General features: G+C 68.8%; 15 protein-coding genes. 2 read left to right on the plus strand and 13 right to left on the minus strand.

Features of this window, described 5'->3' with window-relative positions; all coding sequences use genetic code 11:
- Positions 1–141: 141 nt before the first annotated feature.
- The 7 genes from D7T59_RS09520 to nudE all read right to left on the minus strand — a co-directional run bounded on the left by D7T59_RS09520 (position 142) and on the right by nudE (position 4,586).
- Positions 142–576 (minus strand): NfeD family protein, encoded by a 435-nt coding sequence (locus D7T59_RS09520; RefSeq protein ID WP_164138768.1) that lies wholly within the window; start codon positions 574–576, stop codon positions 142–144.
- 1 nt (position 577) lies between these two features.
- Entirely contained in the window at positions 578–1,537 is a 960-nt protein-coding gene (locus tag D7T59_RS09525; RefSeq protein WP_053520257.1) for an SPFH domain-containing protein, read from the minus strand.
- A gap of 66 nt (positions 1,538–1,603) precedes the next feature.
- A complete protein-coding gene (locus D7T59_RS09530) occupies positions 1,604–1,906 on the minus strand; it encodes an Mpo1-like protein (protein ID WP_049431766.1) in 303 nt (100 codons plus the stop codon).
- 137 nt (positions 1,907–2,043) lie between these two features.
- Complete coding sequence (locus D7T59_RS09535; protein ID WP_180852401.1) at positions 2,044–2,373, minus strand: YnfA family protein; 330 nt, start codon at positions 2,371–2,373, stop codon at positions 2,044–2,046.
- Entirely contained in the window at positions 2,370–3,209 is an 840-nt protein-coding gene (gene mazG / locus D7T59_RS09540; RefSeq protein ID WP_164138773.1) for a nucleoside triphosphate pyrophosphohydrolase, read from the minus strand. Before mazG ends, D7T59_RS09535 begins: the two co-directional genes overlap by 4 nt.
- A 13-nt stretch (positions 3,210–3,222) precedes the next feature.
- On the minus strand, positions 3,223–4,026 hold the full coding sequence (gene cysQ, locus D7T59_RS09545) for a 3'(2'),5'-bisphosphate nucleotidase CysQ (protein WP_099552045.1): 804 nt from the start codon (positions 4,024–4,026) through the stop codon (positions 3,223–3,225).
- Complete coding sequence (gene nudE, locus D7T59_RS09550; RefSeq protein ID WP_033833433.1) at positions 4,023–4,586, minus strand: ADP compounds hydrolase NudE; 564 nt, start codon at positions 4,584–4,586, stop codon at positions 4,023–4,025. The genes cysQ and nudE overlap by 4 nt, the downstream gene beginning before the upstream one ends.
- 77 nt (positions 4,587–4,663) lie before the next feature.
- Between nudE and bioA the strand changes: the two genes are divergently transcribed.
- Together bioA and D7T59_RS09560 are read left to right on the plus strand one after the other, a co-directional pair.
- On the plus strand, positions 4,664–6,055 hold the full coding sequence (gene bioA, locus D7T59_RS09555) for an adenosylmethionine--8-amino-7-oxononanoate transaminase (protein WP_219629911.1): 1,392 nt from the start codon (positions 4,664–4,666) through the stop codon (positions 6,053–6,055).
- Positions 6,046–6,783, plus strand: coding sequence for a 16S rRNA (uracil(1498)-N(3))-methyltransferase (locus tag D7T59_RS09560; protein WP_180852403.1), 738 nt, complete (start codon positions 6,046–6,048; stop codon positions 6,781–6,783). Before bioA ends, D7T59_RS09560 begins: the two co-directional genes overlap by 10 nt.
- A 102-nt stretch (positions 6,784–6,885) precedes the next feature.
- Here the strand turns inward: D7T59_RS09560 and D7T59_RS09565 are convergent, their stop codons facing one another.
- The 6 genes from D7T59_RS09565 to D7T59_RS09590 all read right to left on the minus strand — a co-directional run bounded on the left by D7T59_RS09565 (position 6,886) and on the right by D7T59_RS09590 (position 18,335).
- Positions 6,886–7,350 carry a chemotaxis protein CheW gene (locus D7T59_RS09565; RefSeq protein WP_005410712.1) on the minus strand — a complete coding sequence of 155 codons (465 nt, stop codon included), beginning with the start codon at positions 7,348–7,350 and terminating at the stop codon, positions 6,886–6,888.
- Positions 7,347–8,681 carry a chemotaxis protein CheB gene (locus D7T59_RS09570; RefSeq protein WP_180852404.1) on the minus strand — a complete coding sequence of 445 codons (1,335 nt, stop codon included), beginning with the start codon at positions 8,679–8,681 and terminating at the stop codon, positions 7,347–7,349. Before D7T59_RS09570 ends, D7T59_RS09565 begins: the two co-directional genes overlap by 4 nt.
- Entirely contained in the window at positions 8,668–15,264 is a 6,597-nt protein-coding gene (locus D7T59_RS09575; protein ID WP_180852405.1) for an Hpt domain-containing protein, read from the minus strand. The genes D7T59_RS09570 and D7T59_RS09575 overlap by 14 nt, the downstream gene beginning before the upstream one ends.
- 100 nt (positions 15,265–15,364) lie before the next feature.
- Complete coding sequence (locus D7T59_RS09580; RefSeq protein ID WP_111203647.1) at positions 15,365–17,401, minus strand: methyl-accepting chemotaxis protein; 2,037 nt, start codon at positions 17,399–17,401, stop codon at positions 15,365–15,367.
- A gap of 41 nt (positions 17,402–17,442) precedes the next feature.
- Positions 17,443–17,973, minus strand: coding sequence for a chemotaxis protein CheW (locus tag D7T59_RS09585; RefSeq protein ID WP_005410716.1), 531 nt, complete (start codon positions 17,971–17,973; stop codon positions 17,443–17,445).
- Entirely contained in the window at positions 17,973–18,335 is a 363-nt protein-coding gene (locus D7T59_RS09590; protein WP_005410717.1) for a response regulator, read from the minus strand. The genes D7T59_RS09585 and D7T59_RS09590 overlap by 1 nt, the downstream gene beginning before the upstream one ends.

An 18,335-nucleotide genomic window follows, 5' to 3' on the forward strand; every position in this document is an offset into this window, starting at 1 on the left:
GGGCGCCCCCCCCCCCCCCCCCCGCCCCCCCCCCCCGCGCCCCGCCCCCCCCCCCCCCCCCCCCCCCCCCCCCCCCGACCCAAACGCATGAACCGCCTTCCGCGACCACCCACGAGGGGCTCCGCCGTTGGCTGGGAACCCCTAGGCCACCGCTTCGACCACCAGCGTGCTGCCCTGCACCGCCACCACCCGCACCAGGGTACCGGCCTGCAGTTGCGGCCCGCTGACCTGCCAGTACGCATCATCGATGCTGACCCGGCCCTGCCCACCGACGATGCCCTGCTGCAAGGGCACCACCCGGCCGACCAGCTGCTCGGCGCGGCGGTTGAGCAACGGTGCATCGCTGGGTCGCGCCCTTGCCCTGCCCCAGCGCCGGTAGCACTGGATCGAGACCACGCTCAGCACGACGAAGGCAACGACCTGCCACAGCAATGGAATGCCGCTGAACACGGCCACCAGCACGAACACGGCTGCCGCGCCGATGCCGATCCACAGCATGAACGCCCCGGGCGCCAACGCCTCTGCGGCAAACAGCAGCAGTGCCAGCGCGCCCCAGCCTACGACCTCCCAGCGCATGTCAGCCTCCGATCGGCGGCGGCCGCTTGCCGGCGGCCTTGTTGTCCTGGCTGGCCAACGCCTGCTTGGCCAGTTCGGCCACGCCGGCAATCGAGCCGATCACGCCGCTGGCCTCCATCGGCATCAACACCAGCTTCTGGTTTGGCGAACTGGCCAGCTCCTTGAATGCTTCCACGTACTTCTGGGCAACGAAGTAGTTGATCGCCTGCACGTCCCCCTCTGCGATCGCCGCCGACACCACCTTGGTCGCCATCGCCTCGGCTTCGGCCAGGCGCTCGCGGGCCTCGGCGTCGCGGAACGCAGCCTCGCGCCGGCCTTCGGCCTCCAGCACGGTGGCCTGCTTCTCGCCATCGGCACGCAGGATTTCCGATTGCCGCGAGCCTTCGGCTTCAAGGATCTGCGCGCGCTTCTCGCGCTCGGCCTTCATCTGCCGCGCCATCGCATCCAGCAGGTCGCGCGGGGGCTGGATGTCGCGGATCTCGATGCGGTTGACCTTCACGCCCCACGGGTTGGTGGCATGGTCGACCACGCTCAGCAGCTGGGCGTTGATCACCTCGCGCTGGCTGAGCGATTCATCCAGGTCCATCGAACCGATCACGGTACGGATGTTGGTCTGCACCAGGGCGATCATCGCCACTTCCAGGTTCGCCACCTCATAGGCCGCCTTGGCAGCATCCAGGACCTGGAAGAACACCACGCCGTCCACGCGCACGGCGGCGTTGTCCTTGGTGATCACTTCCTGGCTGGGTACATCCAGCACCTGCTCCATCATGTTCACCTTGCGCCCGACCCCGTACACGATCGGGATCAGGAAGTGCAGGCCGGGGGTCATGGTGTGCGTGTAGCGCCCGAAGCGCTCGACGGTCCATTCGTACCCCTGCGGCACCATCCGCACCGCCTTGAACAGGATCACCACGGCCACGAAGGCCAGTACCACGGTAAAGAACATGGTCGGGAACATCGCGCTTTCCTTATCTATGTCGCCCAGGCCCCAGCATAGCGCGTGAAGGCCGCATGCACAGCGGAACTACCAGGGCACGCGCCGGCGCAGGATGTCGGCGAACATCACCCAGTCGCCCATGAACGAGTACAGCGGATGCTGGAATGTCGCCGGACGGTTCTTCTCGAAAAAGAAATGACCGACCCAGGCGAAGCCGTAACCGCAGAACAGGGCGGCAAGCACGAGGATGGCTTGCCCGCGCAGGATCGCGGCCGCAACCAGCAGCAGCACCCCGCAGCTGCCGATGAAGTGCAGCCGGCGCGACACCGGGTGGCGGTGCTCGCTGAGATAGAACGGATAGAACTCGCGGAAGCTGGCGAAGCGGGACATGCGCGTGCTCCGGGGACCAGGGTCGCCCCCATCATGCACCTTCCGGGGACGCATCGCTGCTCTTGCAGAGCCGAGCCACGCCCGGCTTGTGCGCGCCAGCGTGGTCGGAAGGAAGAGCAGCCGAGCATGGCTCGGCTCTACACTGATGAGGTGCGCGGCCCGAACATGATCACGGCCATGCCGGCCAGGCACAGGGCCGCGCCCAGCATGTCCCAGCGGCTGGGGCGGATGCCATCGACCAGCCACAGCCAGAACAGCGCGGTGCCGATGTAGACACCACCGTAGGCCGCATAGACCCGGCCGCTGGCGGTCGGGTGCAGGGTCAGCAGCCAGGCGAACAGCGCCAGGCTGGCGGCCGCCGGCAGCAGCAGCCAGATGCTGCCGCCCTTGCGCAGCCACAACCACGGCAGGTAGCAGCCGATGATCTCCGCCAACGCGGTCAGCAGGAACAGGCCGAGTGTCTTCACGCTTTCTCCGCCGCCTTGGCGTGCTGCCACAGCGCTTCCTGCGCATCCAGGTCCATCGCGGCCAACGCTTCACCCTGCGCGGCGGCCTGCGCTTCCATCGCACGGAAGCGACGTTCGAACTTGTGGTTGGCCCCGCGCAGCGCCGCGCCCAGGTCGATATCGGCATGACGGGCGAGGTTGGCGCAGACGAACAGCAGGTCACCCAGCTCTTCCTGCAGGCGCGCCTTGTTGCCGGCGATGTCGCCGCGCTCGAACTCTTCGCGCAGCTCCTGCAGTTCCTCGGCGGCCTTGTCCAGCACCGGCAGCGGGCCTGGCCAGTCGAAGCCGACCTTGGCCGCGCGCGACTGCAGCTTCACCGCCCGCTGCCATTCCGGCAGGCCGCGCGAGATGCCAGCCAGCGCGGAGCTGTCCTGCTCGCCCTTGGCGGCGCGCTCGGCGCGCTTGATCGCCTCCCAGTTGCGCATCACCCCGTCGGCATCATCGACGCTGACCTCGGCGAACACATGCGGGTGGCGGCGCTGCATCTTGTCGCTGATCGCGCGGGCCACGTCCGCGAAGGCGAAGCTGCCCTGCTCTTCGGCCATGCGCGCATGGAACACCACCTGCAGCAGCAGGTCGCCCAGCTCGTCGCACAGGTCGTCGAGGTCGCCGCGGTCGATCGCATCGGCCACCTCGTAGGCTTCCTCGATGGTGTACGGCGCGATGGTTGCGAAGTTCTGCTCCAGGTCCCACGGGCAGCCGCCCTGCGGGTCGCGCAGGCGCGCCATGATCGCCAGCAGGCGCTCCAGCTCATGGGTGGCGGCGCTGCCGGTGGTGGGGGTGTCGTGCGCGCTCATGCGGCCTCCAGGGTCAGTCGGACAACCAGTCGCGCCAGGGCAGGCTGGTATCACCAAGGGCAATGAAATCGCCGTTCAACAGGGTTTCGCGGCGGTTGTAGCGGAACGGCTTGCCGGTGGCCGCCGACAGCACCGCGCCCCCGGCGGCATGCAGCACGCACTGGCCGGCAGCGGTGTCCCATTCGGAGGTCGGGCCCAGCCGCGGGTAGACATCCAGGCCGCCTTCGGCGATCCGGCAGAATTTCAGCGACGAGCCCTGGGCGATGGTTTCGATGCGACCCATCCGCGCCAGCAGCGCTTCGGTTTCCGGCGAGCGGTGCGAGCGGCTGGCGGCGACGCGCAGCGGGGCGGTGGCCGGCGTGCGGGTGCGCAGCACGGTGTCGTGCAGGCCCTGCCGGCGATAGGCCAGTTCGCCACGCATGGCATGCCAGACGATGCCGGTGACCGGGGCCAGCACCACGCCGAAGGCAGGTGCGCCCTGGTAGATCAGGGCGATGTTGACGCTGAACTCGCCATTGCGCTTGACGAACTCGCGGGTGCCGTCGAGCGGATCGACCAGCCAGTACGCGCCCCAGTGGCGCCGCTGCTCCCACCCCACCTGCGCCGATTCCTCGGACAGGATCGGCAGGTCCGGGGTCAGCTGCTGCAGGCCCTGCTCGATCACGAGGTTGGCGGCCAGGTCGGCGGCGGTAACCGGGCTGTTGTCATCCTTGATCTGCACCTCGAAGCCATCGGCATACACCTGCATGATGGCCTGTCCGGCTTCCTGGGCGATGGCGATGGCGGTCTCGCGCAGGTCCGTGGTCAGTTTGATCATCGCGTTCCCTGCAGCCACTGGCGGGCGATGAACAGCGCCGCCAGCGAGCGTCCCTCGGAGAAGTCCTCGCGCAGCATCAGCTGGTCCAGTTCGGCCAGCTTCCACGGCACCACTTCCAGTTCTTCCGGCTCGTCACCGGCCAGCTTTTCCGGATACAGGTCGCGTGCCACCACCAGCCACGACTGATGGCTCATATACGTAGGGGCCAGGGTCATCGCGCGCAGCACGTCGACCCGGCGCGCACCGTAACCGGCTTCTTCCTTCAGTTCACGGTCGGCAGCCTGCCCGGGGGTTTCGCCGGCGTCGATCCGGCCCTTGACCAGGCCCAGTTCGTAGCGGTGCATGCCGGCGGCGTATTCACGTACCAGCAGCACCGTCTCGTCGTCGAGCATCGGCACCACCACCACCGCACCGTGGCCACGGCTGACCAGGCGCTCGAAGCGGCGTCGTTCGCCGTTGGAGAACTCCAGGTCCAGGTGCTGGCGCTGGAAGGGGCCGTTCTCCTCATCGGTGATCCGATGGATGATCGGCAAGCGACGGCCGGCACGGTCATCGTTCATGCGGAATCTCCGCGGCGGCCGGCGCCAGCGCCGGGGCCGATAGAATGTGCAGGCAGCAACATGTTCATGAGCCCGAAATGCTAGCAGACCCAACCCCCTCCCCGCTGGCCCAGCACTGGCGGCAACGCGACCTGCAGGTGCTGTGGCATCCGTGCACGCAGATGCGTGAGCACCCGCATACCCTGCCGCTGGTGCCGATCGCCCGTGGTGAAGGCGCATGGCTGATCGACCACGACGGCAACCGCTACCTCGACGCCGTCAGCAGTTGGTGGACCAACCTGTTCGGCCATGCCGAGCCGCGCATCGGCGGCGCCATCGCGGCGCAGGCCGGGCAGCTGGAACAGGTGATGCTGGCTGGCTTCGGCCACGAGCCGGCGATCACCCTGGCCGAGCGCCTGCTGGCGCTGGCGCCACGCCAGCCCGGCCGCGCGCCGTTGGCCAAGGTGTTCTACGCCGACAACGGCTCGGCCGGCGTGGAAGTCGCGCTGAAGATGGCGTTCCAGTATTTCCAGAACCGCGGCGAGCCCCGGCGCACGCGTTTCATCGCGCTGGAGAACGGCTACCACGGCGAGACCCTGGGCGCGCTGGCGATGGCGGACATCCCGTTGTACCGCCGCGTCTACGCACCGCTGCTGGCCGAAGGCCTGTTCGCGCCCTCGCCCGATGCCTACCTGGCCGAACCGGGCCAGAGTGCGGCGGATCGTGCACGCCAGGCCGCCGATGGCCTGGCCACCCTGTTCGACCAGCATCCCGGCGAGATCTGCGCGGTGATCCTGGAGCCCTGCCTGCAGTGCGCCGGCGGCATGCGCATGCATGACCCGGTCTACCTGCAGCGTGTACGTGAGCTGTGTGATGCGCACGGCGCATTCATGATCGCCGACGAGATCGCCACCGGCTTCGGCCGCACCGGCACCCTGTTCGCCTGCGAGCAGGCCGGGGTGATGCCGGACCTGTTGTGCCTGTCCAAGGGCCTGACCGGCGGCTTCCTGCCACTGGCCGCGGTGCTGGCCACGCAGGCGCTGTACGACGCCTTCCTTGACGACTCGCGCGAGCGGGCCTTCCTGCATTCGCACAGCTACACCGGCAACCCGCTGGCCTGTGCCGCCGCGCTTGCGACGCTGGACATCTTCCGCGACGACGATGTGATCGCCCGCAACCGTGGCATCGCCTCGGTGATGGGCACGCTGGCGGCGCCATTCAGCGACCATCCGCACGTGGCCGACGTCCGCCAGGCCGGCATGGTGGTGGCCTTCGAACTGTCGTGTGGTGGCGACAAGCGCACCCCGTTCGACCCGGCGCTGCGACTGGGCCTGCACGCCTACAAGGCCGCGCTGAAGCGTGGCGTGGTGCTGCGCCCGCTGGGCGACGTGCTGTACTGGATGCCACCCTACTGCGTGGACGACGAACAACTGGAGCTGCTGGCACATACCACGCTGGCGGCGATTGACGAGGCGATTGCATGCGCGTGACCCGCTGCCCCATCGACCTGGCGCTGCACAGCGGCCAGACCGTGACCCTGCCGGAAGAGGCGGCCAACCATCTGGTGCGGGTGATGCGCCTGCGCGAGGGTGATACCTGCGTGCTGTTCAACGGCGATGGCCACGACTACAGCGCCACCCTGACCGCGGCCGGCAAGCGCGAGGTGCAGGTGCGCATCGATGCGGTGCAGGCGGTGGACAACGAATCGCCGCTGGCCATCACTCTGCTGCAGGGCATTGCCCGAGGCGAGAAGATGGACCTGATCCTGCAGAAGGCCACCGAGTTGGGCGTGGCGGCGATCATTCCGGTGAACGCCGAGCGCACCGAGGTGAAGCTGGATGCCGCGCGCGCGGAGAAGCGCGTGGCGCACTGGAACAACGTGGTGACCTCGGCCTGCGGCCAGTCCGGGCGCGCGCGCATTCCGCAGGTTGGATCGCCGTTGTCACTGGCGCAGGCTGCGGCGACGCTGCCGGCCGACACGCTGCGGCTGACCCTGGACCCGCTCGGCGCCCATCGCCTGTCGACGCTGGACGCGGCGCCGGCGGGCGGCATCGTGATCGCGATCGGCCCGGAAGGCGGCTGGTCGCCGCGCGACCGCGATCAGCTGGCGGCGGCCGGCTTCCAGGGGCTGCAGCTGGGCCCGCGCATCCTGCGCACGGAGACGGCCGGCCTGGCCGCGATCGCGGCATTGCAGGCGCGGTTGGGGGATCTGGGCTGAGGCTGATTCGTGGTAGTGCCGGCCGYTGGCCGGCATCYACGGGATCATGAGGTTGCCGGCCAGCGGCCGGCACTACCGGGAATCCGACCGGCGGAYGTCCGATCAGGCCGCCAGCGAATCCAGTGCGGCTTCCAGCGCGTCCAGGTTCGGCAGCAATGCGCTCTGCTCACCCAGCAGCACGCGCATGTGCACGATCTGCGGCAGGGTTTCCTCCGAAGCATCGGCCAGCAGGCCATCGCGCGGCACCGAGATCAACTGCGGGAAATTCTGCGTCAACAGCGCGTAGTACGGGCGCTGCGCGTTGCCGCTCAGGGCCTTCAGCACCACCACCTTATTGTGGCCGCCCACCGCTTCCTCGCCCAGCCCGGACAGCCGCGCGAACGACACCAGCGGCACCTGCCAGCCGTGCCAGCCGATCTCACCGACCAGCCAGCGCGGTGCATCGGAGACCGGCTGCACCGGCACCCGCGACATCATTTCGGCCACGGTGGCATTGGGCAGCAGCACCCGCTCGTTGCCGGCCTGGATCAGGACGCCGCGGATTTCGTCATTGCTGGCGTAGCTCATGGTGCGTCTCCGTTGTCGTCCTGCTCGCCCCAGCGCGCGGCAATCGCCTGCGCCAGGTCCTGCGGTTCGCCGGCCACCATGCCGGCAGCCACCACCGCCGTCGCCGCGGCGGGGTCGTAGCAGCCTTCGCCAACCTGTCCAGCCACCCAGGCACCGGCCGCAGCAAGGTCCAGTGCCGGCCCGACATGGGCCAGGTCGGCACCGCTGAGCAGCACCAGCGCGGTGTGTTGCGCCGGCAGCGCGGCCAGCGAGATACCCTGCGCATCGCTGAGGAAATGCAGGCCGTCGGCGGTCACGCTTACGCCGATGTCATCGGCCAGCACGTGCACTTCACCGGGGAGGGCCCGCTGGCCGGCCTCGGCCAGCTGCACCGGCAACGGCGACACGCGTGCCATCTGCTTGACCAGGTTGCCGTAGCGGCCACCATCCAGGCGCATGTGCACCAGCACCGGCACGCTCAGCGACGAGGGCAGCGCCCCAAGCAGGCGGCGCAGCGCATCCGGGCCACCAATGCCGGCCAGCACCAGCAGCGAACCGGCGCGTGCCCCCGCAGGCGCCGCAGCGTCCAGGTCCACCAGGCTGAGGTGATCGGTATCGAAGGACGGCAGCGGCGCTTCCACCGCGGCGCTGTGGCCGGTGGCTGCGGCTGCGTCTGCTACGTCCTCGACCAGCGACCACGCGGTGTGGTCGAAGGAGACCGGCGGCGTGGCCGCTGCGGCCGGCATGGCAACCGGCTGCATCGGCGCTGCCTCCAGCGGCTCCGGCACGACCGGCTGCAGCGCGGCCAGTGCCTGCTCCAGCGCGATCGGTTCGTGCAGGTGCGCCGGTGGCGCATACAGGCTGTCCGCCGGTACTTCGTCGGCCCAGCTCAATGCCTGCTCCAGATGCGACTGAAGCGCTTCTTCCCGTGGTGCCGGCGGCGGTGCCGGGTGACCCGGCTCCAGCTGCAGGGCGGGTTCGTCTTCCGCACCCGGCGGCAGCACCTGCTGGTGACCGTGCAGCTTGGCGGCCAGGTGGCGGCCCCAGCGCTGTGCCTCCCAACCATCACGGCGCGCCGCCAGTTCGGCCTCGTCGAAGACCAGGGTCAGGCCCGGTGCGGACAGCACCGCTTCAAGCCGCTCCAGAGCATCCTCGATGGCCGCCTCCAGCGCGATCACCACGAACTGTGGACGCGCGTCCTGCAGCAGCTGCGGCTCCAGGCCGTTCGGGTCGTCTTCCAGCACCAGCTGCACATCGGCATGCGACAACGCCTCGCGCAGGCGCTCGCGCGCGGCGCCGGGGCGGGCCAGCAGGGCGACGGCCGGGGCCGCTTGGGCTTCACTCACGGACACGGGCGATCCCCAGCAGGTCGTACACGTTACGCATCAGGTCCAGCTCCTGGTACGGCTTGCCCAGGTAGCGCTGCACGCCGATCTCGAAGGCGCGCTGGCGGTGCTTGTCGCCGCTGCGCGAGGTGATCATCACGATCGGCACGTCCTTGTAGCGTGGGTCGGCGCGCATCGCGGTGGCGAGCTCGTAGCCATCCATGCGCGGCATCTCGATGTCCAGCAGCATCAGGTCGGGCACGCGCTCTTCCAGGCGCTCCAGTGCTTCCACACCGTCGCGGGCGACGCTGACCTCGAAGTTGTGGCGTTCGAGGATGCGCCCGGTGACCTTGCGCATGGTCAGCGAATCATCCACCACCATCACCAGCGGCACCTGGCGCTCCTGGCGCGGAGCGTTGGCCAGCACCGGCAGCGTCGGGTTGGCGAGGAAGCGGCGCACCAGCGGCGCCACGTCCAGGATAACCACCACGCGGCCATCGCCGGTGATGGTGGCGCCGTAGATGCCCGGCACCGAAGCAATCTGCAGGCCGACCGGCTTGACCACGATTTCGCGGTTGCCCAGCACCTGGTCGATCGCCACGGCGGCACGCAGATCACCGGCACGGACCAGCAGCAGCGGCACCTGGTCCTGGCCATCGGCACGCGCCGGCGCCTGCCCGACCAGGCTGCCGAGGTCGTACAGCGGATAGTCCTCGCCGCTGTAGCGATAGCTGCTGTCGGCCGCTTCGAAACGCTCGCGCGACAGGCGGCCGATGCCACTGACCGAGGCGACCGGCACCGCAAAGGTGGTTTCGCCGATCTGCACGAACACCGCCTGGGTGACGGCCAGCGTCTGCGGCAGGCGCAGGGTGAAACGCACGCCCTGGCCACGCACCGACTGGATGTCGACCGAACCACCCAGCTGGCGCACTTCGTTGCGCACCACGTCCATGCCCACGCCACGGCCTGCCAGCTGGCTGACCTGGTCGGCGGTGGTGAAACCAGAGGCGAAGATCAGGTTGTCCAGTTCCTGCTCGTTCGGTTGCGCATCGGCAGCCAGCAGGCCACGGTCGATGGCGCGGCGGCGGATCGCCTCGCGGTCCAGGCCAGCGCCGTCATCGGCCACTTCCAGCACGATTTCCGAGCCTTCGCGGTGCAGGCGGATGGCGATCTCGCCCTCCTCCGGCTTGCCAGCGGCGCGACGCTGTTCCGGCGCTTCCAGGCCATGGGCCACGGAGTTGCGCAGCATGTGCTCCAGCGGCGCGACCATGCGATCGAGGACGTTGCGGTCCAGTTCGCCGTGAGTGCCTTCCAGGGTCAGGTGGACCTGCTTGCCGGTGTCCATGCCGGACTGGCGGACCACGCGGCGCAGGCGCGGCACCAGGCCATCGAACGGCACCATGCGCGCGCGCATCAGGCCGTCCTGCAGTTCCGAGCTGACGCGCGACTGCTGCTGCAGCAGGGAGTCGTACTGGCGCGACAGATCGTCCAGCACGCCCTGCAGGCCGCCCAGGTCGGCCGCCGATTCGTTCAGGGCACGGCTGAGCTGCTGCAGGGTGGAGAAACGGTCCAGTTCCAGTGGATCGAACTTCTGGTCAGCCTGGTCCTGCTCGCGCTGATAGCGGGCGACGATCTGCGCCTCGGTTTCCAGGTCGAGGCGGCGCAGCTGGTCGCGAAGACGCGCATTGGTGCGCTCCAGTTCGCCCATCGCGCCACGGAAGGCGCCGAGCTGCTGTTCCAGACGCGAACGGTAGATCGCCACTTCACCGGCGTGGTTGACCAGTCGGTCGAGCAGGTCGGCGCGCACGCGCACCTGTTCCTGCTGCGGACGGGCCAACGGGTCTTCGTCGGCCACCCCTTCGGCCGGCAGCGGTGCCGACAGCGGGGCATCGGCCGGCGTCGTCAGCGTGCCCGCAGCCTGTGCCGGCACGGTCTCGGCCTCGCTGGCCGCACGCGCGGCCGCAGCGGCCGCCGCGATATCGGTGGTGGTGCGGACTTCGAAGGCCTCCACCAGATCCTGTGCCGGCTCCACCACGCGATGGGCACCGGTCCGCGTGAGCAGCTGGTGCAGGCGGTCGAAGCCACGCTCCAGCAGCTGCACGTCGCGGCGTTCGATCTCGGTGCGGCCGGCCGCCACGGCTTCCAGCAGGGATTCGATGCTGTGGCCAAGGTCGCCGATGGCATTGATGCCGGCCATGCGTGCGCCACCCTTCAGGGTGTGCAGGTCACGCTGCAGGCCGGCCAGTACCTCTCGATCCTGCGGCGCATCGCGCAGTTCGCTGATCAGGCCATCGCAGTGGTCGAGCAGATCCTTGCCTTCCTCGACGAAGATGTCGACCAGCTCGCGGTCGTACACGCTGAAGTCGAGCGCATCGGCGCCGTCCGCGGAGTCTTCCAGAGTGGAAGCTTCATCGTGGAGCGCGGCGCGCTCCACAGCCTCGGCCTCGGCAGGTTCGGCATCGGCGTGGGCCGTGCCCTGCCCCGGTGCATCTTCCAGTTCGAAGAACCGCACCGGCTCGGCGGTGGCCTGCAGCGCTTCGGCAGCGCTCACCTCGTTCACCGTCGCCGGGGACGGCTGATCGGCGCTCTCTCCTTCGCCGACCGCCGCCTCCCCGCCGACGTCCGCATCCTCGGCAAAGGCTTCCGCCTCGCCCGGCGCGAGTTCGCTGGCCTGGAGGCCGAGCACGGGCCATTGCCCGTCGTCGTCCAGGGTCTGCTCTTCGTCGATCACGTGCAGGCCGGCCTCGAGCGCGGCTGCCAGCGTGACCGGTTCTGCAAAACCCGGCGCAGCCATTTCATCCTGCAGGCTCGACAGCTCGCTGTCGAGTGGCAGTGCAGCAGCGTCGTCGTCGAGGCTGGCGTCGGCATCGCCCAGGTCAGCGGACACCGACCTATTCAGGTCGATTGCGTCAACCTGCACGGACACCGGCATCTCATCGGCGTCGCGGTCATCCACCGGCAGCGCGCGGGCATCGAGGTAGGGCGACAGGTCGTCCGCGGCGGTCAGATCGGCCTCGGCGACCGGCGTCGTTGCGGCCTCCAGCTTGGTCGTCGCAACAACCGGCTCGCTCTCGACCGGCTGGATCGATTCAATCGATCCGATGTCCCCGGCGGTGGCTTCGCCTTCACCCGGTACCGACGGCCATCCGGCATCGAAGTAGCGCGACAGATCATCGCTGCCGGTCAGTTCGCCGACATCGAGGCCGGTGTCGATCACGCCCGCAGTCCCGGCTGCCTGCGCGTCGGCGGCAAGCGGTTCCAGCTCGGGCGCGGCAGGTTCGATCCCGGGCGTGGCAGCTTCGAACGCAGGACCGGTTTCCCCGGTCTCCAGCGCCAGATCCTCGTCGTCGTCCTCCAGCCCGACCATCGGCCAGCGCGCTTCCGGCAGTTCACCAGCCAGCGCCTGCAGGCGCTGCACCAGCGCTTCCTGTGGCGTGATGCGCGGCTGTTCGGCCTGCAGCGCTTCCATGGTCGCAGTGATCGCCTGCGCGGTCGCATCCAGCGCAGCCACGCCCTCGTCACCCGGCACCACGTCTGCAGCCAGCGCGCGCTTGATGTAGGACTCGGCACCGCCGGTAACGGCTGTGATTTCCGGCACTTCGGTCATCGCGAAGGCGCCGTTCATGGTGTGCACCGCGCGCAGCAGCGCGTCGCTGACCGGCTGCGGCGCCTGCTGCGCCGAGCGCAGCCAGTCCTGCAGGGTCGCCTGGTGGACTTCCACTTCGGCTTCCAGGATCTCGCGCAGCACGCTGTCGATGTTGGCCGGCGTGCCCAGTGCTCCAGGCGCCGGGTCCGCATCGGCTTCAGCCTGCACCGACGCCATTGCTTCGGCCTCGAGGATGCGGCTGATCTCGTCCTCGCCCTCGGCTTCGACCACCGGCGCGGCGGGAGCGGCCGCAACCGGCAGCGGTACGTAATAGGTTTCCTCACCCGCGCCGACGCGATCGGCAATGGCCTGCATCGCCTGCAGGTCCACGCTGATCCGCTGGCCATGGCGCAGTGCGGCGTTCAGCTGCGGCAGCGCGGCATGCGCGTTGTCGACCATGGCCAGCACGGCTGGCGTCGCCGGGCGGCTGCCGTCGAGCACGCGGTTGAGCATGCCCTCGATCTTCCACGCGAATTCACCCAGGGTGCGTGCACCGACCAGTCGGCCACTGCCCTTGAGCGTGTGGAAGATGCGGCGGATGGGACGCAGACGGTCCATGTTGTCCGGCTGCATGCGCCATGCCGGCAGCAACGTGCCGAGGTTGTTCAGCTCGTCGTCGAACTCTTCCAGGAACACCTCGCGGATGTCCTCGTCGATGTTCTCGGCATCGTCGTCGAAACCCGCCTCGAAGCCGGCTTCTGCACCTGCCGCGTCGCCCACGGCGACCAGCGCTTCCGCATCGGCCGGCGTCGGGGTCGCCTGCGGATTGAAGTCCGCGGCGGCAGCGCTCAGCTCGGCAAAGAACTGCGCGTCGGCTTCGCTGAAATCAATCGGCGCAATGGTGTCGATGTCGATCATCGACACCGCCGCTGCCGGTACATCGCCAAGCGGTGCGGGCGTTTCCACCGGCACGTCCACAGCGGTGATGTCCGGTTCCGCGGCAACAGGATTCTCTTCCACCACCACAGGGGCGGTGGCATCGACGCTCTCCAGCGACGGATGCAGCCCGGCAGCGTCCTCCAGCGGCAATGTCTCCATCGCATGCAGCGACAGCACATCGTCGGCATTGTCCAGCGCATCGGCATCGAAACGGAACACGACGTCGTCGCTTGCAGGAACCGCATCATGTTCGGCGGCCACCGGGTCGAACACCGGTGCGGCATGCGTGTCGGCCTGGACGGACAGCGTCGCGTCTGCGGCGCCCTCGACGTCCAGGCCAGTCGTCGCATCGGACGGCACCGGCAGCGTTGTCTCCGCCAGCGTCCACTGCGTGGCGGCCCCCTGCGCTGCATCGACCTGTTCGAAACTGACCGGATCGAAGCTGGCAAACGTCGGACTGCGCTCATCCTCCGCCGGAGCGAGCGGATCGGCCTCCGGATGGAACGGTGCCAGATCCCATTGCGGGACCTCGGGCGCCGGTGCACTGGAAGCGGCAAAGACCAGCGGTGCATCCGCCTCGTCATGCAGCGACAGCGGCGCGGAGGCGACGGATGCCAGCCCATCGAACATCAAGCTGTTGTCCACCGCCGCCGGCGAAGGCGTGGCCGGTGGCGGATCGAAGGTGAAGTCCGGCAGCGGTACCGGCACCTCACCGGGTGCCGGCGCGGCCGACTGTACCGGGATCTCGATGTGCTCCGGCTGCGGCGCCGTGGCCAGCAGCGAAACCGGCTCGCGCTCGATGGGCTGCGGCGCAAACGTTGCCGGCCCGGCCGCATCGCGTTCCGGCAGCGGCCAGTAGCGCAGCGCCTCAAGGCTGCTGCGGGTGATGTCGAGGATGTCCTCGCGGCCCGGACGACGGTCGCGCAGGGCTTCCAGGTAGTACTCCAGGCTGGCCATGGCGTCGGCCAGGGTGTCCAGCTGGCGGCCACTCGGCACGCGCTGGCGACCAATCAGCTCGGCCTCGATGTACTGCTGTACACCGCGCAGGTAGTCGGCAGCGGTACCCAGGTCGAGCATGCGCAGCGCACCGGAGACATCGCCCAGCAGGCGCGGCACGTCCTGCAGCTCGGCATGGTGCCAGCCGGTTTCGATGAAAGCGACGAAATGCTCGCGGGCGGCGGCGAAGTTGGCGATGGCCTCATGGGCCAGCACCTCTACCGTGCGCCGGTTCTCCACTGCGCTCGGATCGTCCTCGCCACTGCCGCCGGCGCCCAGATGGGCGACCTGGTCATCCAGCGAGGCATCCACGTAGAGCAGCGCACCGGCGATATCCAGCAGCAGGTTTTCGTCGATCCGCTGGCGGCCTTCGACCACGCCACGCAGTGCATCACGCTGCTGCACGACCACGCCACGGGCCACGCCCAGGCCCATCATGCCCAGCGTATCGGCCACCGCGCCCAGTTCATTGGCCTGGGTCTGCAGCTGTTCCGGCGCACCGCCGGTACGCAGGTGCAGGTCCAGTGCATCCTTGATGCGCAGCAGTTCTTCCTTCACCGCACTGCCAACGGTGTCGAGCAGTTCGCGGTTGCGCCCGCTCAGGCTGCCACGCGCATGGTCCAGTTCGGCCTCGGTGGCGGTGACGCTGTCCGGCGCGAACGCCAGCAGCACGCTGTCATGCACGCCTTCCTCGCCACGCGCGGCACGGATCTCGTTGAGCAACGGCATCAACACGATCGGAATGTCGCGATGGCCGTTCTGCAGGCGCTCCAGGTAATCGGGCAGCAGCACGCTGCCGCGCATCAGGGTCGCACAGGCTTCATCCCGGTCGGCCACGCCACCGGCGCCGATGGCATGGGCCAGCTGTTCAAGCTCCTCGGCCACCATGGCCGGGGCGTACAGCTCGACCATGCGCAGGGTGCCCTGCACCTGGTGCAGGTAGCCGGCGCAGATGCGCATGCGGCTGGCATCGGCCGGGTCTTCGGCGTAGTACTCGACCTCGTTGCGCACCTGGCGCAGGGTCTCGTCCAGCTCGGGCTTGACCCAGCCCAGCGCTGCGTGGCTCATCGCATCGCGCAGACTGCTCATGGACGCGCTCCGTTCGCCGCCGCGCGGAAGCCGCGCGAGTTCTGGCGTGGGGAATGGAAATGCTTCATCGACTGGTTCCTTGCTCGCCGCCCTGCCCGCGTCACGCCGGCAGCTTGAAGTCGGCGACCGAACGACGCAGGTCGGCCGCCAGCTGCGCGAGGTGGCCGATCGATTCGGCGGTCTGCCCGGCACCCTGCGAGGTCTGGCCGGTGATCTGCCGGATCACGCCCATGGTGCGGGTGATGTCCGAGGCCGCGGCCGACTGCTGCTGGGCGGCGATGGAGATGTTCTTGATGAGGGTGTTCAGTGCATTGGACACGCGCTCGATTTCGGTCAGCGCAGTACCGGCGTCCTCGGCCAGGCGTGCACCGGACACCACTTCGGCGGTGGTCTGTTCCATCGAGGTGACCGCTTCGTTGGTATCGGCCTGAATGGCCTGCACCAGGTTCTCGATGCGTCGGGTCGCGCCCGAGGTGCGTTCTGCCAGGCGCTGCACTTCGTCGGCCACGACCGCGAAACCGCGGCCCGCTTCACCGGCCGACGCCGCCTGCACCGCCGCGTTCAACGCCAGGATGTTGGTCTGCTCGGAAATGTCGTTGATCAGTTCCACGATCGAGCCGATTTCCTGCGACGACTCGCCCAGGCGCTTGATGCGCTTGGAGGTTTCCTGGATCTGGTCGCGGATCTGGTCCATGCCCTGGATGGTCTCGCGCACCACGCCGGCACCCTCGGCGGCGATCACCACCGAGCGCTGTGCCACGTCGGCCGATTCGGCCGAGTTGCGCGACACCTGCTCGATGCTCGCCGCGATTTCGCCGATGCGGTCCGACGCCGAGGTGATCTGGTTGGCCTGGTGGCCCGCCGCCTCTGCCAGCTGCATGGCGGTGGCCTGGGTTTCCTGGGTGGACAGCGCGACCTTGGCCGAGGTGTCGTTGATGGTGGTCACCAGGTGGCGCAGCTCGTCGACCGCGTAATTGATTGCGTCGGCGATCGCGCCGGTCATGTCCTCGGTCACCGAGGCCTTCACCGTCAGGTCACCCTCACCGAGCGAGGAAATTTCGTCCAGCAGCCGCATGATGGCCTGCTGGTTGCGGCTGTTGAATTCCACCTGGGTCTGGTAACGCAGTTCCTGCTCGCGCGAGCGGCTGCGCACGTTGGTGGAGACGAAGCCGATGATCGCGATCAGCGACAGCGCACCGGACACCACGCCGATCCAGAAATTCGGGAACAGGCGGGTATCGGACACCGAACCGAACGAAGAGAACGCCTCGAACAGCTTGCGGCTGTCATCCAGCATGTGCGCCGAACCCTGGCCCAGCGCGGTGGCCGCCGACTGCGCGGCGAACAGCTGGCGCGAGCTGGCCAGGATCGCATCGGCGTCCTGCTTCATCGCTTCCCACTTCTGCTGCGACTGCTCCAGCGCGGCGACGGCGGCGGCACCGCGCACGGCGGTGATGCCCAGTTCCTCGTTGCCGTTGCGCAGGCCGTCGAGCACCTGCGAGAACACGGTGATGTCACGTGCCAGCGCATCGCCGGAGGTCGCCGCGGCGCTGCCGCCGGCACGCATTTCGGTCACGCGGCGGGCCATCGAACCGGCCACCACGACCTGCTGCAGTGCGCTGTACACCTGCGATGACGGCGCACCCGAGGCCGACATCGCACGCACCAGCTCGTTCAGCTGGGCCTGCAGGCCCGGCACCGCGCCGGTGAAGTTGTTGGCATTACCGGCCAGAGCCAGCACCGCCGGCTCACTGGCCACCAGCTGCCCGGCCTGCTTGCCCAGCGGCGCCCAGGTTTCACCCAGCGTGGTGATCGCGCCGGACACGCCCGGCTCCTTGCCGTAGCGCCCCTGCAGGGTCGACACGTTCTGTTCGATCGCGTTGCGGGTCGCCTTGAAGGCGGTGAACGCCTGTGCGTTGCCGCCCACCGCGTCACGGCCCTGGTTGGCCAGCTGCTGCGACAGCACCTGCAGGTCGGCGGCCTTGGAGCCGGCGTCGGCCAGGCGGCTGCCCTGCCAGGTGGCGACGCCGGTGTTGACGCCGAACAGGATCATCGATGCCAGCAGCAGGAACAGCCAGAGGTTGCTGCCGCCCAGCCGCAGCTTGCCGGATTTGGTGGCGTCCGAAGCAGTACTCATCGTTCAACCTCGATCTTCAATGCAGGGGGCGATGCCCGGCCTCAGGCCGCGGCTTGCCGGAATTCAGGGGTGCGCGACAGCAGCGAGAGCGAGAACACGCCCCAGTCGTGGCCGTCGGCATGGAAGGCGCGATCGACGAAATGGCCGTAGCGCCCTTCGGCCAGCGTGCCGGCCGCGATCTGCTGGTCCAGTTCGAAGCTGCGCTGGCCGAACAGTTCATCGATGGTCAGCGCGACGTCGCCGCCGGCCTGGCGCATGATCAGCACGCGCTGGCCTTCCTGCTGCACGGTACGCGTGCCTTCCAGGAAGTACTTCAGGTCGACCACCGGGAACAGGTTGCCGCGCAGGTTGCCCACGCCCAGCAGCCACGGCTGTGCGCACGGCACCGGGGTGACCGGCGGCATCGGCACGATTTCCACCACTTCGCGGAAATCGGATACCAGCCGGCGCTGGCCGACGCGGTACCCCACGCCACGCCAGAGGTCCTGGGCAAACTGCCGCTCGGGCAGCTGCACCGCATGGGCCAGGCTGCGCCGTTCATAGGCTTCGAGGATGTCGAAGGGCGAGCGCATCAGGCCACCAGTTCGTTGATCCGCGCGATCAGTTCATCCTCGCGCGGCGGCTTGACGATGTAATCGGCCGCGCCCTGGCGCAGTCCCCAGGCCTTGTCGGTTTCCATCGCCTTGGTGCTGACGATGATCACCGGGATGTGCTTGATCGCTGCGTCACGGGCCATCGCCCGGGTCGCCTGGAAGCCGCTCATGCCGGGCAGGACCACGTCCATCAGCACCAGCTGCGGCACCTGGTCGCGCACCAGCTGCAGTCCATCCTCGGCGTTGTCCGCTTCCAGCACCTCATGGCCGGCACGGCGCAGCCACTGGGTGAACACCGCGCGGTCGGTCGGTGAATCCTCGATCAGAACGATACGAGCCAT

This window comes from Stenotrophomonas maltophilia (assembly GCF_013464915.1).
GTDB lineage: Bacteria > Pseudomonadota > Gammaproteobacteria > Xanthomonadales > Xanthomonadaceae > Stenotrophomonas > Stenotrophomonas maltophilia_AT.